The following is a 12,601-nucleotide window of genomic DNA, read 5'->3' on the forward strand; positions in this document are numbered from 1 at the left end:
GACATGCGGCAAATCAAAGGGTTAGAGCGTGGAAGTGATTCAATGAAAAGCAGACACGCTCTAGATTTTCTTTAAGTCCTTCGCAAAGCGTTTGGCGTTTTGCACATAGCTTTCGGCGGAATCACGCAGCATCTGTTCGGCTTTTTCATCCAGTGTGCGAATGGCTTTGGCCGGTGACCCGACAATCAAACTGTTGTCGGGAAACTCTTTCCCTTCGGTCACAAGAGCACCAGCACCCACAAGCGAATTCTTGCCTATTTTCGCACCGTTAAGAACAATCGCGCCAATACCGATGAGAGAGTTTTCGCCAATCGTGCAGCCGTGCAGCATTGCGCGGTGACCGATTGTGCACCCCTCTGCGATTGTCAGCGGGTAGCCCATATCGGTATGCATACAGACATGTTCCTGAACATTGGTCCTGGCGCCAATATTGATCTGTTCATTGTCGCCGCGCAGCACCACCCCGAACCAGATGCCGGTGTCCTGACCAAGCACAATATCGCCGATAATTTGCGCATCATCTGCTACAAATGCCGGTCCGCTGCCGTGATAATCAGGTTTTCTGTCCGCTAAAGTGTAAACTGTCATTACTTACTCCCGACACTGCGTCATTCTTGCCAAACCTAGATAGGCCATGTCTTGGGCACAAGTATCAGATAGGCGGACTGCACGATAGCAAATCCCAAAATACCGCTCCAAGTGCTTGCGATTACGCCTTTGGCAATAAGATCGAGATGAGCTGTATTAACAATACTGTGCCCTCCCTCGCCTGCATTCCACAACTTTAAGACCAGTACCGGCCCGCAAAAGACAAACACCAGTGCCGATAGGATAACGCCGAGATCTTCCACCGTATATCGATCCAAATTTGGTTCTTCCGGGAAAATTGCAGCCAAAAGGAAATAAATCGCCAATGCGACAGTCATTCCGGCGATTATCATCATCAAAACAAACATTACACATACTCTTTACTAACTATTTACCATGATACTGCTCAATAGTTGTTGTGCCTAGCACCTGATTCCAGACTTTACCGGAGTAGTTAATGCCCGCGCAGGCCATAAGCCCGTCAGAGGAAAATATCAGCCAAGGCATGCCGCGGATCGTTTGGCGTGTGTTTTCTGTTTTTGGAATTTTGGCCATTTTGTCGTTGGCATTGTATTTGTTCGGCTCGTTCTATGGTGAGCGCATGAGCCATGCCGGTCACTCAACAGATGAAACTGTTTTATCTGTTTTTATCGGCAATGACGGTTTTGAAATTCCCGCCAACATGATTCGTCATGCTGACCAACGCAACAGTGGCAGCACGTCACGACTCGATATCTATTTACACTGGCCGACCCAAAGCGGCTATTCCGTTGAACTTGCACCGGCTTTTCGCGAAGCGGACCCCAAAAAAATTGAGCTGGTTATGGCTGGTCTAACGAAACGCCGTAGTTTTTTGGACATGGCGGATCGCTTCCAGCCTGTCTATCTTGATGCCATTGACCAATCGAAAATCAAGAAGCTGAAGAACGGTTTATATGTAGCGCCATTGCTGGCCGAATATGGCTATGTGAATGAAAAGCTTGTTTACAGCTTGGCGGCGGGCGCTGACCGTCCGGAATTTATTGCGCGTTGCCAAGCGTCAACCGGTGATGGACCCGCCCTGCTTTTACCCTGCGAGACAGATATATTTATCGGCAATAATACTGAAGCTAAATTCCGCTTTGCCACATCGAAGCTTGTTGAATGGCAGCGTTTTTCAAAGGAAATAAGTGCATTTGCCGACCGCATATCAGTCGGCAAATGAAGCGCTTAAGGCTTAAAGTTCTTCGAGATCAAAATCCAGAATCGACATTGAAAGATCATAAGAGGTTTCGCCCTCATCAATGATTTTTGTCACAACGCCCAAAAACTCTTCACCGATATAAAGTTCCGCAGAATCCTTGATTTTCGGACGCGCTCTGACAGCCAATGTCGCGTTGTTAAACGTCTTTTGAAAATATTTTGTCAGCAATGCTAATTCGTCAGCGTTCACGCTCATTCTCCAATTATTGTTTTGTATTCAGGCTGGCCGCTGTGAACCATGCTCATTGATTCAGTGCAACCGCTAGCCGCATGATTATCCAATCAATTGGTCCATCGCACGGGACGGCTCTGAACAACCACTGTCGCCCACAACTTTCGCAGGCACACCCGCTGCAGTTTTCATCGGCGGTATCTCTGCCAATACAACGGAACCTGCGGCGATTTTCGAACAATGGCCTATCTTGATATTGCCAAGGATTTTGGCACCCGCGCCAATCAACACGCCGTTGCCAATTTTCGGATGCCGGTCAGAGCCTTCCTTGCCCGTACCGCCAAGCGTTACAGCATGAAGAATGGATACATCATCGCCGATGACCGCTGTTTCACCGACAACCAGACCGGTTGCGTGGTCAAGGAAAATACCCTTGCCGATACGCGCTGCCGGATTGATATCTGTTTGGAACACGGATGATGAACGGCTTTGAATATAAAGCGCCAGATCACGGCGGCCATTGTTAAGCAGCCAGTGGGCCAGACGGTGCGCCTGAATTGCGTGAAAACCTTTGAAATAAAGCACAGGCTCCAGATAACGGCGGCATGCAGGGTCGCGGTCATAGATCGCCTGAATATCGACACGCATAAAGTGACCGAAATTATCATCACTTTGCGCGAGTTCACCAAACGCATGGCGAATGATGTCAGCAGGCACATCCGCATGATCAAGACGTTCAGCGATGCGGTGTGCCACGGCGTCTTCAAGCGTCTTGTGATTAAGGATCGACGCATACATGAAAGCACCGAGTAACGCTTCATCATTGATCGCTTGTTGCGCTTCGTTGCGTATCGACGACCAGATAGGATCAACCGGATTGATCTGTTCACGCGCGGCGCTTGGATTTGAAGTTGACATCGTCAGTTCCACTATTCGTTGCGTCTCGTTATCGAGCATCACTTACATCACAAAGTAGCACGGCTACATAATCAATCAAAGTTGATCGTTCAAAAAGCTTAATGCAGTTTTTTTGAACGATGCATCGCCAACAGCCAACATATGATCTCTGCGTTCAATTTCAAAGGCTTGCGCGTTTTCCATCAGCTCTGCCAACGCCGCAGGACTGCCGGCAATGTCGTCCTTTGTTCCAACCGCAACCAATGTCGGGACGGTAATTTTTGCCATATCTTCTTTGGAAATCAGCGTGCGGGAAGATTTTATGCATGCGGCAAGCGCAAAACGGTCCGATTTTGTCTGGTCGGCAAATTTACGGAATGTACGCCCCTGCTCGTGCGTCACATCGTCCAATGAGGGTGCGAGTAGCGCATCGGCAATCGGATCCCATTCGCCGACACCTTCGACCATGCCGATGCCGAGACCGCCGAAAATAAGACTTTTCACTTTATCCGGGTGCCTCAGCGCCAGAAACGCTGAAATTCGCGCACCCATCGAATAACCCATGACATGCGCCTGCCGGATATCAAGATGATCGAGCAGAGCGGCCGCGTCATCAGCCATTGTTTCCGGCGTGTAAGCTTCAGGTTCATGGGGCTTGTCGCTTTCACCATGGCCACGATTGTCGATGGCAATAACGCGGTAACCGGCATCAGTCAGGGTTTGCACCCAACCCGGGCTTACCCAATTGACCCGTTTGTTGGACGCAAAGCCATGAATAAGCAAAATCGGCGTTGCATCACGCGACCCCTCATCATGGAATGCGAAATTCAAGTCATCGTGATAAAAGTCGGGCATATTGAATCCATCTTTGAGAAAGCCGATTTGCTATGTAGAAATTTTATTCAAGATTGGCTAGAGCATAGCCAGACAAAAGGTTTTGAGCGATATCAACGGAGAATTCAGCATGGCTGGCGGTAAAACACCTCATTTTCACAATAGCGAAGGACATGCGCGTATTGAAGTTGGTGTGAAAGAATTCATGTGTATCGGTGCTTTGCCACCTTATGATCACCCGCATGTGTTTTTGGATATGGGTGGCGACTCAGAGAAAGTCTGTCCGTATTGCTCGACACTTTACGTCTATAATGGCGCACTGAAAGCTGACGAAACCACGCCGCAAGGCTGTGCGTTTGATACGTCCAAAGCCGCATAATGCCTAATATCGCCATCATTGGTGGCGGTATCGCAGGTCTTACCTGCGCCCTCGCACTGGCACAGCGCGGCTTTCACTCAACCATTTTCGAGCAGGCAACCGCTCTCAAAGAGGTCGGCGCCGGTATTCAGCTTTCGCCAAATGCCGTAAAGCCGCTTGAAAAGCTTGGCCTGATGCCCGCAATCAACGGCTTTGCCAGCGCACCGCGTGCAATCAAAATCTATTCCGGACGGTCCGGCAAACCGATTGTTCAATTGCCGCTGGGCCAGACAATCGAAAAACAGTTTGGCGCGCCCTATCTTTCAGTCCACCGTGCGGATTTGCAAAAAGCCTTGGCACAAGCCTGTGAACGCTCGCCAAAGATTGCGACCAATCTTGGCGCTCAGATTGAGCGCGTGCCGCTTGAAAACGGTAAAGCGGACATTTTGGGTGATTTCTTTGATCTTGTCATTGTGGCCGATGGTGTGAACTCCAAGCTTCGCAAACAGTGTTTTGCGCTGGATGCCGTTGATACCGGCTTGATCGCATGGCGCGCGACTTTCGCGATGGATGAACGTCCTGAGGCATTCTCAAACCATTCAACCACATTGTGCCTTAGCAGTGCGGCGCATTTGGTCACCTATCCCATCGCATCCGGCCTAGAATTGAATGCCGTTGCAATTTTAGCAGAAGGCACAGATATCCGCAGCGGTTTTGACAAATGGTCATCCAAATGGAAGCCATTGCTCGAAAAGCAAAACGAATGGATAGCCTGGCCGCTCCGGGCAGCACCGACTATGGCAAGCCGGCTCAATGGCCCTTTCGTGTTTATGGGTGACGCGGCGCATGGAATGCTGCCTTTCGCCGCGCAAGGCGGGGCCATGGCAATAGAAGATGCCTTTATGCTGGCAACAGCGATATCCAAGTTAAAAAGTAACCCGAAAGCCTTACGGCACTGGGCGATTGCGCGTGAAAAACGCACAACGAAAGTCGCGGCGACAGCGCGGCAGAACCGGCAAATATATCACCTTCCCCAACCGATGGCGAAGATACGTGATTCCGGCATGGCTATGCTCGGTCCGGAACGGCTGATGGCACGGCAAAGCTGGATCTATGATTTTGATGCCACCGCGTGGAGCCCGAACTCCAGCGCTTGAGATGTCGGTGTCCAGAGGCCCACACCAATACCAATTTCCCTCAGCCGCCTGCCCGTCCACGTATTACAACTGAGCCAGGGCGCAAAACGCCCGTTTCCGGCGTAGAACCGGTCACCAACCCCCTGCGTTACGTCAAGCGGGTTTTTGCTGGCAAAGAAACGCGCCATATTTTTAAGCAAGGCTTGATATTGCGATTTTGATATCTCAAAGGCAAATATGTTCTCGCCTGCCTTTAAGTCGCCAAGCGGCGTGATGTGCATGACCGTCTCATCAAAAGCGAGTGCTTTTGCGGCAATTCCGACAGTTAAATCTGATACAGCCAGCAAGCTGGTATAGGCTGTTTTTGAGCCCCAGCCGAACGCCCAATATTTTACATGATCGATCTGGACAGGATAGTCCTGCTCGCTAAGGCCAAGCTGCTCAAACGTCTGTCCATCAAGCCGAGGAACCGCAATATCCGAATGAAAGCCGTTTGAGAGGACATAGATCGTCACACGGTCTTTGGCTGAACCTGCGTGATCTGATGATGCCGGAAAAGGTACAGCGCCGAGCAAAAGCGCCGCAATCACTAGGATCACGGCGCCTGCTAAATATTTTAAGATACGCAACAATTAGTGCAGGATCTGACTCAAGAACAGTTTCGTGCGCTCGTGCTGCGGATTGTCAAAGAACTCGTCCGGCTCGTTCTGTTCAACAATCTGGCCCTGGTCCATGAAAATAACACGGTTCGCAACCTGACGGGCAAAGCCCATTTCGTGCGTTACGCAGAGCATGGTCATGCCCTCTTCGGCCAAGCCAACCATCGTATCAAGTACTTCTTTGATCATTTCAGGATCGAGCGCGGATGTTGGCTCATCGAAAAGCATGATGCGCGGGTTCATGCACAATGAGCGGGCAATCGCCACACGTTGCTGCTGACCACCGGAAAGCTGGCCTGGATATTTATGGGCCTGCTCCGGAATTTTCACGCGCTCAAGGAAGTGCATGGCGCGCTCTTCGGCTTCCTTCTTAGGTGTTTTACGCACCCAGATTGGCGCCAATGTACAGTTTTCCAAAATCGTCAGATGCGGAAATAGATTGAAGTGCTGGAACACCATGCCAACTTCGCGGCGCACTTCATCAATCTTTTTCAGATCGTTGGTCAACTCGATACCGTCGACAATAATCTTGCCCTTCTGGTGCTCTTCCAGACGGTTGATACAGCGGATCATTGTTGATTTGCCGGAACCGGATGGCCCCGCAATAACAATACGCTCGCCGCGCATCACTTTCAGGTTGATATCTTTAAGTACATGGAAGTCGCCATACCACTTATGCATGCCGTCGATTTCAACAGCGACATCGGTATCCGACACCTGCATTTTTGAACGGTCGACGCTTTTCGCGTCTTCTTTTACGGCGTTTTCAGTTGCCATTTGGTAATCCTAACTTTTGTGGCCAGTGTCGAGACGACGTTCCATATACATGGAATAACGAGACATGCCGAAACAGAAAATAAAGTAAATAAAAGCCGCGAAGATCAAACCTGTCGCCGGCGTTTTCGCTGAAGCCCAATTCGCATCGGTGAAATTGAGTTGAACAATGCCCAGAAGATCGAAAATACCGATAATCAGAACAAGCGTTGTATCTTTGAAAAGACCAATGAAGGTATTCACGATGCCTGGAATAACCAGCGTCAAAGCCTGCGGCAAAATGATAAGCCGCATACTCTGCCAGAAGGTCAATGCCATGGCATCACCGGCCTCATATTGCCCTTTGGGAATTGCCTGCAATCCGCCGCGGATCACCTCTGCCATGTAGGCCGAGGCAAACAGGGTCACACCGACAAGTGCCCGGAGCAATTTATCGAACGACACTCCATCCGGTAAAAAGAACGGCAACATAACCGATGACATGAACAACACTGTAATCAACGGTACACCGCGCCAGAACTCGATAAAAATAATCGAGAGCATCTTGATGATCGGCATTTTGGAACGTCGCCCCAGAGCCAGCAGTATGCCAAACGGAAACGATACAACAATACCGACGATCGCCACTACAAGCGTAACGAGCAAGCCGCCCCAGAGTGATGTTTCAACAGACTCCAGCCCCAATCTTCCGGTAAGCAGGATGAATGCCAGAATCGGGAAGATTACGAGGACGAAAATCGTGTTCCATTTTTTATAGGGCACCGACGGGATGGCCAAAGGCACCGTTCCTGCAATCAGCAGGATCGCTGTCAGATCCACGCGCCAACGCTCCTCGACGGGATAACGTCCATACATGAACTGGCTGAACTTTGCGTCTACAAATGCCCAACAGGCTCCAGCACCGGGCACAATACATGCCTCCCGGTTTTCACCTGTCCAGACAGCATCTGTAATCAGAAAGCGGAACATCGGCGGAATGATATAAAACAGCAGCAGGATTGCCGCGATGCTTAGTATCGTATCCGGGATAGTCGCAAAAAGATTTTGACGCACCCAAGCGATTGGGCCTTTGGAATTGATCGGTGCAGGTTCGTCCTGCACCATATCTGTTCTGACGTAAGCCAGAGAGTGATTTCTATCTTGTGCCATGGTCTATCTCTCCACCAGCGATACGCGGCTGTTAAACCAGTTCATGAAGGTCGATGTAACCAATGATAGAAACAGGTAAACAAGCATTGTCATCAAGACTACCTCAACCGCCTGACCGGTCTGGTTGAGTACTGTTCCCGAAAAGATAGCCACAAGATCAGGATATCCGATCGCAACGGCCAAAGACGAGTTCTTCGTCAGGTTCAAGTACTGGCTGGTAAGCGGCGGAATGACCACACGCATAGCCTGCGGCACAATCACTTTACGCATTGTGATATTCGGACGAATGCCAAGCGCGTAAGCGGCTTCTGTCTGGCCTTTGGACACAGCCAAAATACCCGACCGCACAATCTCGGCGATAAAAGCAGCCGTATAGAGCGCAAGGCCCAGCAAAAGCGCCACAAATTCAGGCAAGACAACAGAGCCGCCTCTAAAGTTGAAGCCGCCAAGTTCCGGATTTTCAATGACAAATGGAAAGCCCAATACGATCAGCGCCAGCAATGGCAAACCGAGTACCAAACCAAATCCGACGAGGATGGTCGGGAATTGCTGTCCGGTCTTCATCTGGCGTTTTTTAGCCCATTTAGCAACCACGAAGGTTGCAATAATACCGACCACGAACGCCCAGAATATTGTTGAGGCGCCTGCTTCAGGTATGAACTTTGGGATCGCCAATCCGCGGTTACTAAGATAGATGTTACCAACCTGCATAGCATCGCGCACATTCGGCAACACGCCGAGAACGGCTTTGTACCAAAACAGAAGCTGCAATAGCAGTGGAATGTTGCGTAACAACTCAACATAAACCATGCATATTTTGCGGATAAGGTAGTTCTGAGAAAGACGACCGATGCCAACAGCAAAACCGATTATTGTCGCAAAAAATATGCCGAGCGCAGAGACGAGCAATGTGTTCGTCAAACCGACATAAAAGGCGCGTAAATAGGAACTGTCATTCGTATATTCTATCAATGACTGACTTACGTCAAAGCCGGAACGATCACTTAGAAAGCCGAAGCCGGAGGCAACATTAGCTTTTTCAAGGTTGGTGATCGCATTATTGATACCGGCATATACGAGCCAAGCAACAATGGCGACAGTCAGACATTGGAAAAATATAGAGCGTGCAACGGGATCGTATAAAAGCGAAGCTTTACTGCTTTGAGCATTGCTGTCGTTATTCATTGTTTTCAATCACCAAACGCGTGTGAATTATTATTATACAAAATGGCCCATCCAAAGGGATGGGCCATGATGTCTCGCGGATATTAACGGATTGGCGGGCCGTATTGCAGGCCACCATCAGTCCACAAAGCGTTTCTGCCGCGTTCGATTTTCAGCGGTGAACCTGCACCAACTGTACGATCGAAGACTTCGCCGTAGTTACCAACGGTTTTGATGATGTTGTAAGCCCATTCTGCGTCTAGGCCGATTGATTCACCAAAATTGCCTTCTGTACCAAGCAAACGCTTGATGTTCGGGTTTTCGCTGTCTTTTTCAAGATCAACATTTTCAGAAGTCACACCAAGCTCTTCCGCGTTCACCATTGCGATGTGTGTCCACTTAGCAATGTTGAACCACTGGTCGTCACCTTGACGAACAACAGGGCCGAGAGGCTCTTTTGAGATAATCTCAGGAAGAACTGTATGTTCGTCCGGATTGTCCAGTGTCAAACGGATTGAATAAAGGCCTGATGCGTCAGTTGTATAAACGTCGCAACGGTTAGCCGCATACGCTGCGTTTACTTCTTCAAGCTTTTCAAAAACAACTGGCTTGTATTCCATGTTATTGGCTTTGAAGTAGTCTGTCAGGTTCAATTCTGTTGTTGTACCTGTCTGAACGCAAACAGATGCGCCGGAAAGTTCAAGAGCTGAATTAAGACCCAAGGCCTTGCGAACCATGAAGCCCTGACCGTCGTAGTAGTTTACGCCAGCAAAGTTCAAGCCAAGCTGCGTGTCACGGCTCATTGTCCATGTTGTGTTACGTGAAAGAATATCAATTTCACCAGACTGAAGCGCTGTGAAACGCTCTTTAGCTGTCAGCGCTGTGAATTTAACTTTCGATGGATCACCAAAGACGGCAGCAGCAACACCGCGGCAGTATTCAACATCAATACCTGACCACTCGCCGGCATCGTTCGGTGCAGAAAAGCCTGAAAGACCTGTGCTAACGCCGCACTGTACAAAGCCTTTTGCTTTAACATCGTCTAGCGTTGCTGCAGAAGCTGTTGATGCACTAAGTGCAAGCGCAGCTGACGCCAGCATTCCTGTAAAAATTTTCGTTTTCATATGAGTTGAACCCCTTGGTTTCTCAAGTTGTGATTTACGGGCCTGAGCACTAATAAATTTTGTGAATGTGTTTGTGTAATTCCGCGATCAGGTTCTAACCAGATCACGAACAATTATCAGCACCTCCCAATACCCAAGATATACCCAAGGCCAAAACTACGTAACCGTCAAGAGGAAAACCTATATTTTCTACATAGATAGGTAAACGCGCAGCTATTATGGAACTGCCGCATCACGGCATTGTCAGTTATAAAGGCAGGCAGATTACTCTTGTTGCAGCGCGCTTAAAAATCAGGCGCGTATCTGTTGCGGCAAGAGGCCAATGTCGTGTCTTCGAATTGAAAATAAAGTCTAAATACCATTGGCACAAAGCCCGCGCCAATTCTTGAGCCGAAAGCTCATGATTGAAAAAAGCAGCGCCATAATGCGGTATGATTTAAAATAATCCGCATGAATGTTTCTATTTTCAACCTGCGGCGATGACCGCATTTGATGTGGCATCTTCACTTATAGCTTGTGTACTAATAGCTTGCGCAGGCAGGACTTTTCCAAAAACAGAAAAAGCGATTGTCGCGCCTTTGCCATCAAGGTGTGGTTCGTCCAACCATATTTTTCCCTGCCTTGATTCTATCAGTGAGCGCGTTGTCGTCAGCCCCACGCCGCTTTTGGTGTCTTTGGAGATATTCGCGCCCAGCGCATTGCTTTCCTTGAAAATATCCTCTTTGAAGCCCTCACCGTCATCCGAAATAAAGAACGTGATGGTATTATCAGTATTGATGACCTCAATTTTAATCCGGGATTTGGCGTGCTTCGTCGCGTTCTCAATCAGATTTCTCAAGCCAATATCAAGAATGAATTTTTCGCATTCCAACGTAATCTCGGGGTAGCTGATTTGCAGCTTTGCAAGTGGGTCGACAATGGCAATTATATCGGAACACCAGTGTCCAAGGTCGACACTCGCGTCGTTACTGTCGACCTCTGTCTTCTCAACAACTTGGGCAAGCCGGCTGTCAATAAAGTCCAGCGCACGGTCAACCACATCGCTGCCCGTTTCAAGAAGTTGCAATTTGTTGTCGCCTAAATCCTGAAAATCTTCGCGAATGATTTCGAGAACGAGCTTTGCCTGCCGGAGCGGTCCGCGCAAATCATGCACTGTTGTGGAGGTTAGCGCCTGTAAGTCAAAATTTATGCGGCTGACTTCCTGCACAGCCTTGGCCAGATCTGCTTCAGCCCGCTTTGCCAGAGTACAATCAAAAGCCACACCAAGGATTCCGACCATTTCATCGCCGTCCATTACCGGAGACAATGTCGTTTGCCACCACTGTTCGCCTGAAGCCAGATCAAGGAGTTCTTCGTATTTGTACACATCATCCAAATGAACGCAGTGCATATAGTTGCGCATCAAAGTGTCTGCGGTCCGCATCGGGAAAACTTCATGCGGCGTCTTGTTAAAGACATCGCTTTGACGCAGACCCGTTGCATTTTGATGAAATTGGTTGAGTCCGGCAAATCTGATAATTTCCCGGTTTTCCACGGATAATACGAATACCGGAACCTGATATAAGTCTATCGTTTCTAATAACTTCTCAAGCTTGTCGTTCAATGAATGCCCCTTTTCATCAAAATTCAGCTATGATTCGTACAATATCCTTTGGACAATGCGCCTAAGCCCTTTTCAACTAAACTAAAAAGTTGGCTACTATTTGGTTAACAAGCGTATCGGGCGGAAATTTAATGAAGAATATATTGTTAATTGACGACGATCTGAATGAGCACAAGCTGTTCGGCGCCTATGTCGATCATTTGGCGGCAGGAAAATGCCAATTACATGTGGCCACAACACTCGAAGAAGGCGTGGAAAAATTATCACAAATGGAGTTCGCTTCTGTCTTTCTCGATAATAGATTGCGGCCCTATGCTGATTTCCGCGAAACGCTGCCCGCTATTACCAGACTTTCAAATGACGCCAAAATATATGTGATATCAGCGTCAATCAATGATGAATGCTTCAAGCTGGCGCCTAAGTTTCCCGAAATAACCGTCATTGATAAATTCGTCATTCGGGAAAAACTCAGGGAAGGCCTTCTGGATTAAGAACGGCACGAACCGGGGCGTATAATGCGGAAGTTGGCATTGCGCGCTGTGCAGGCATTGGGGAAAGTACGTCTGACATTTCCGCGCCGTGCGCAGACAGGTGCAAATTCTCGCGTACAAACTCTCTGCGGACGTTCCGAATGCGTACGGCATTTGCCCTGATATACAGGACGGAAACCTTCTGCGCGTGCCATACACGCATTGGAGAATGTGCGCTCCTTGCCACGTGCCCGTGCGCAAACGGGATTATATTCCATCGTGCAGACCTGAGGGCGGTCAGGGCGCGGCGGACGCGGACGTTCCGCACCTTCGTCAACCACAACGGTGCAACTTGTCAAAATGAAAGCCGCGCCAAACAGTACTGTTATTTTGGGAACCAGATTTGACCAAAGCATAGAAATAACCTCTCG

16 protein-coding genes are annotated in these 12,601 nt (G+C 49.0%); 4 read left to right on the top strand and 12 right to left on the bottom strand.

Annotated elements, in window-relative coordinates:
• Window positions 1–60 precede the first annotated feature (60 nt).
• Both SU32_RS15080 and SU32_RS15085 read right to left on the bottom strand, forming a co-directional pair.
• Window positions 61–588, bottom strand: a complete 528-nt coding sequence (locus SU32_RS15080; RefSeq protein ID WP_054000211.1) for a gamma carbonic anhydrase family protein — start codon at window positions 586–588, stop codon at window positions 61–63.
• 35 nt (window positions 589–623) lie between these two features.
• Window positions 624–956: a hypothetical protein gene (locus SU32_RS15085; RefSeq protein WP_054000212.1), complete on the bottom strand. Its 333-nt coding sequence runs from the start codon at window positions 954–956 to the stop codon at window positions 624–626.
• A gap of 89 nt (window positions 957–1,045) precedes the next feature.
• Here SU32_RS15085 and SU32_RS15090 point away from each other — a divergent pair, with 89 nt between their 5' ends.
• Window positions 1,046–1,792: a hypothetical protein gene (locus SU32_RS15090; RefSeq protein ID WP_054000213.1), complete on the top strand. Its 747-nt coding sequence runs from the start codon at window positions 1,046–1,048 to the stop codon at window positions 1,790–1,792.
• A 12-nt stretch (window positions 1,793–1,804) separates the two neighbouring features.
• Here SU32_RS15090 and SU32_RS15095 read toward each other — a convergent pair whose 3' ends face one another.
• The 3 genes from SU32_RS15095 to SU32_RS15105 all read right to left on the bottom strand — a co-directional run bounded on the left by SU32_RS15095 (window position 1,805) and on the right by SU32_RS15105 (window position 3,754).
• Complete coding sequence (locus SU32_RS15095) at window positions 1,805–2,026, bottom strand: DUF3126 family protein (RefSeq protein WP_054000214.1); 222 nt, start codon at window positions 2,024–2,026, stop codon at window positions 1,805–1,807.
• A gap of 78 nt (window positions 2,027–2,104) precedes the next feature.
• Window positions 2,105–2,920 (bottom strand): serine O-acetyltransferase, encoded by an 816-nt coding sequence (gene cysE / locus SU32_RS15100; protein ID WP_054000215.1) that lies wholly within the window; start codon window positions 2,918–2,920, stop codon window positions 2,105–2,107.
• A 75-nt stretch (window positions 2,921–2,995) separates the two neighbouring features.
• Window positions 2,996–3,754, bottom strand: coding sequence for an alpha/beta fold hydrolase (locus SU32_RS15105; RefSeq protein WP_054000216.1), 759 nt, complete (start codon window positions 3,752–3,754; stop codon window positions 2,996–2,998).
• A gap of 109 nt (window positions 3,755–3,863) precedes the next feature.
• Here SU32_RS15105 and SU32_RS15110 point away from each other — a divergent pair, with 109 nt between their 5' ends.
• Together SU32_RS15110 and SU32_RS15115 are read left to right on the top strand one after the other, a co-directional pair.
• A complete protein-coding gene (locus SU32_RS15110; protein WP_054000217.1) occupies window positions 3,864–4,112 on the top strand; it encodes a zinc-finger domain-containing protein in 249 nt (82 codons plus the stop codon).
• Complete coding sequence (locus SU32_RS15115) at window positions 4,112–5,248, top strand: FAD-dependent oxidoreductase (RefSeq protein ID WP_054000218.1); 1,137 nt, start codon at window positions 4,112–4,114, stop codon at window positions 5,246–5,248. Before SU32_RS15110 ends, SU32_RS15115 begins: the two co-directional genes overlap by 1 nt.
• Here SU32_RS15115 and SU32_RS15120 read toward each other — a convergent pair.
• From SU32_RS15120 to SU32_RS15145, 6 genes are all read right to left on the bottom strand, one after another.
• Window positions 5,203–5,826, bottom strand: coding sequence for a DUF2459 domain-containing protein (locus tag SU32_RS15120; protein WP_160316317.1), 624 nt, complete (start codon window positions 5,824–5,826; stop codon window positions 5,203–5,205). The two genes, SU32_RS15115 and SU32_RS15120, sit on opposite strands and share 46 nt — an antisense overlap.
• A gap of 33 nt (window positions 5,827–5,859) precedes the next feature.
• Window positions 5,860–6,663, bottom strand: coding sequence for an amino acid ABC transporter ATP-binding protein (locus SU32_RS15125; protein WP_054000220.1), 804 nt, complete (start codon window positions 6,661–6,663; stop codon window positions 5,860–5,862).
• Window positions 6,664–6,672: 9 nt separating this feature from the next.
• Window positions 6,673–7,809 carry an amino acid ABC transporter permease gene (locus SU32_RS15130; protein WP_054000221.1) on the bottom strand — a complete coding sequence of 379 codons (1,137 nt, stop codon included), beginning with the start codon at window positions 7,807–7,809 and terminating at the stop codon, window positions 6,673–6,675.
• A gap of 3 nt (window positions 7,810–7,812) precedes the next feature.
• Window positions 7,813–8,994, bottom strand: coding sequence for an amino acid ABC transporter permease (locus tag SU32_RS15135; RefSeq protein WP_054000222.1), 1,182 nt, complete (start codon window positions 8,992–8,994; stop codon window positions 7,813–7,815).
• Between the two features lie 83 nt (window positions 8,995–9,077).
• Window positions 9,078–10,097, bottom strand: a complete 1,020-nt coding sequence (locus SU32_RS15140; protein ID WP_054000223.1) for an amino acid ABC transporter substrate-binding protein — start codon at window positions 10,095–10,097, stop codon at window positions 9,078–9,080.
• A gap of 466 nt (window positions 10,098–10,563) precedes the next feature.
• The gene (locus tag SU32_RS15145) at window positions 10,564–11,700 is read right to left on the bottom strand and encodes a PAS domain-containing sensor histidine kinase (protein ID WP_054000224.1); all 1,137 of its coding nucleotides are present in this window, start codon (window positions 11,698–11,700) and stop codon (window positions 10,564–10,566) included.
• Window positions 11,701–11,831: 131 nt separating this feature from the next.
• On the opposite strand from SU32_RS15145, the gene SU32_RS15150 reads away from it, so the two are divergent.
• Complete coding sequence (locus SU32_RS15150) at window positions 11,832–12,191, top strand: response regulator (RefSeq protein ID WP_054000225.1); 360 nt, start codon at window positions 11,832–11,834, stop codon at window positions 12,189–12,191.
• On the opposite strand, the gene SU32_RS15155 is transcribed toward SU32_RS15150, so the two are convergent.
• Complete coding sequence (locus tag SU32_RS15155; RefSeq protein WP_054000226.1) at window positions 12,188–12,586, bottom strand: Kazal-type serine protease inhibitor domain-containing protein; 399 nt, start codon at window positions 12,584–12,586, stop codon at window positions 12,188–12,190. The two genes, SU32_RS15150 and SU32_RS15155, sit on opposite strands and share 4 nt — an antisense overlap.
• Window positions 12,587–12,601 lie beyond the last annotated feature (15 nt).

It is taken from the genome of Ahrensia marina, from assembly GCF_001293565.1.
Classification (GTDB): domain Bacteria; phylum Pseudomonadota; class Alphaproteobacteria; order Rhizobiales; family Rhizobiaceae; genus Ahrensia; species Ahrensia marina.

Coding starts and splice junctions, on each gene's coding strand:
- SU32_RS15080 (WP_054000211.1), bottom strand. CDS start 588: ATGACAGTTTACACTTTAGCGGACAGAAAACCTGATTATCACGGCAGC.
- SU32_RS15085 (WP_054000212.1), bottom strand. CDS start 956: ATGTTTGTTTTGATGATGATAATCGCCGGAATGACTGTCGCATTGGCG.
- SU32_RS15090 (WP_054000213.1), top strand. CDS start 1,046: ATGCCCGCGCAGGCCATAAGCCCGTCAGAGGAAAATATCAGCCAAGGC.
- SU32_RS15095 (WP_054000214.1), bottom strand. CDS start 2,026: ATGAGCGTGAACGCTGACGAATTAGCATTGCTGACAAAATATTTTCAA.
- cysE (WP_054000215.1), bottom strand. CDS start 2,920: ATGTCAACTTCAAATCCAAGCGCCGCGCGTGAACAGATCAATCCGGTT.
- SU32_RS15105 (WP_054000216.1), bottom strand. CDS start 3,754: ATGCCCGACTTTTATCACGATGACTTGAATTTCGCATTCCATGATGAG.
- SU32_RS15110 (WP_054000217.1), top strand. CDS start 3,864: ATGGCTGGCGGTAAAACACCTCATTTTCACAATAGCGAAGGACATGCG.
- SU32_RS15115 (WP_054000218.1), top strand. CDS start 4,112: ATGCCTAATATCGCCATCATTGGTGGCGGTATCGCAGGTCTTACCTGC.
- SU32_RS15125 (WP_054000220.1), bottom strand. CDS start 6,663: ATGGCAACTGAAAACGCCGTAAAAGAAGACGCGAAAAGCGTCGACCGT.
- SU32_RS15130 (WP_054000221.1), bottom strand. CDS start 7,809: ATGGCACAAGATAGAAATCACTCTCTGGCTTACGTCAGAACAGATATG.
- SU32_RS15135 (WP_054000222.1), bottom strand. CDS start 8,994: ATGAATAACGACAGCAATGCTCAAAGCAGTAAAGCTTCGCTTTTATAC.
- SU32_RS15140 (WP_054000223.1), bottom strand. CDS start 10,097: ATGAAAACGAAAATTTTTACAGGAATGCTGGCGTCAGCTGCGCTTGCA.
- SU32_RS15150 (WP_054000225.1), top strand. CDS start 11,832: ATGAAGAATATATTGTTAATTGACGACGATCTGAATGAGCACAAGCTG.
- SU32_RS15155 (WP_054000226.1), bottom strand. CDS start 12,586: ATGCTTTGGTCAAATCTGGTTCCCAAAATAACAGTACTGTTTGGCGCG.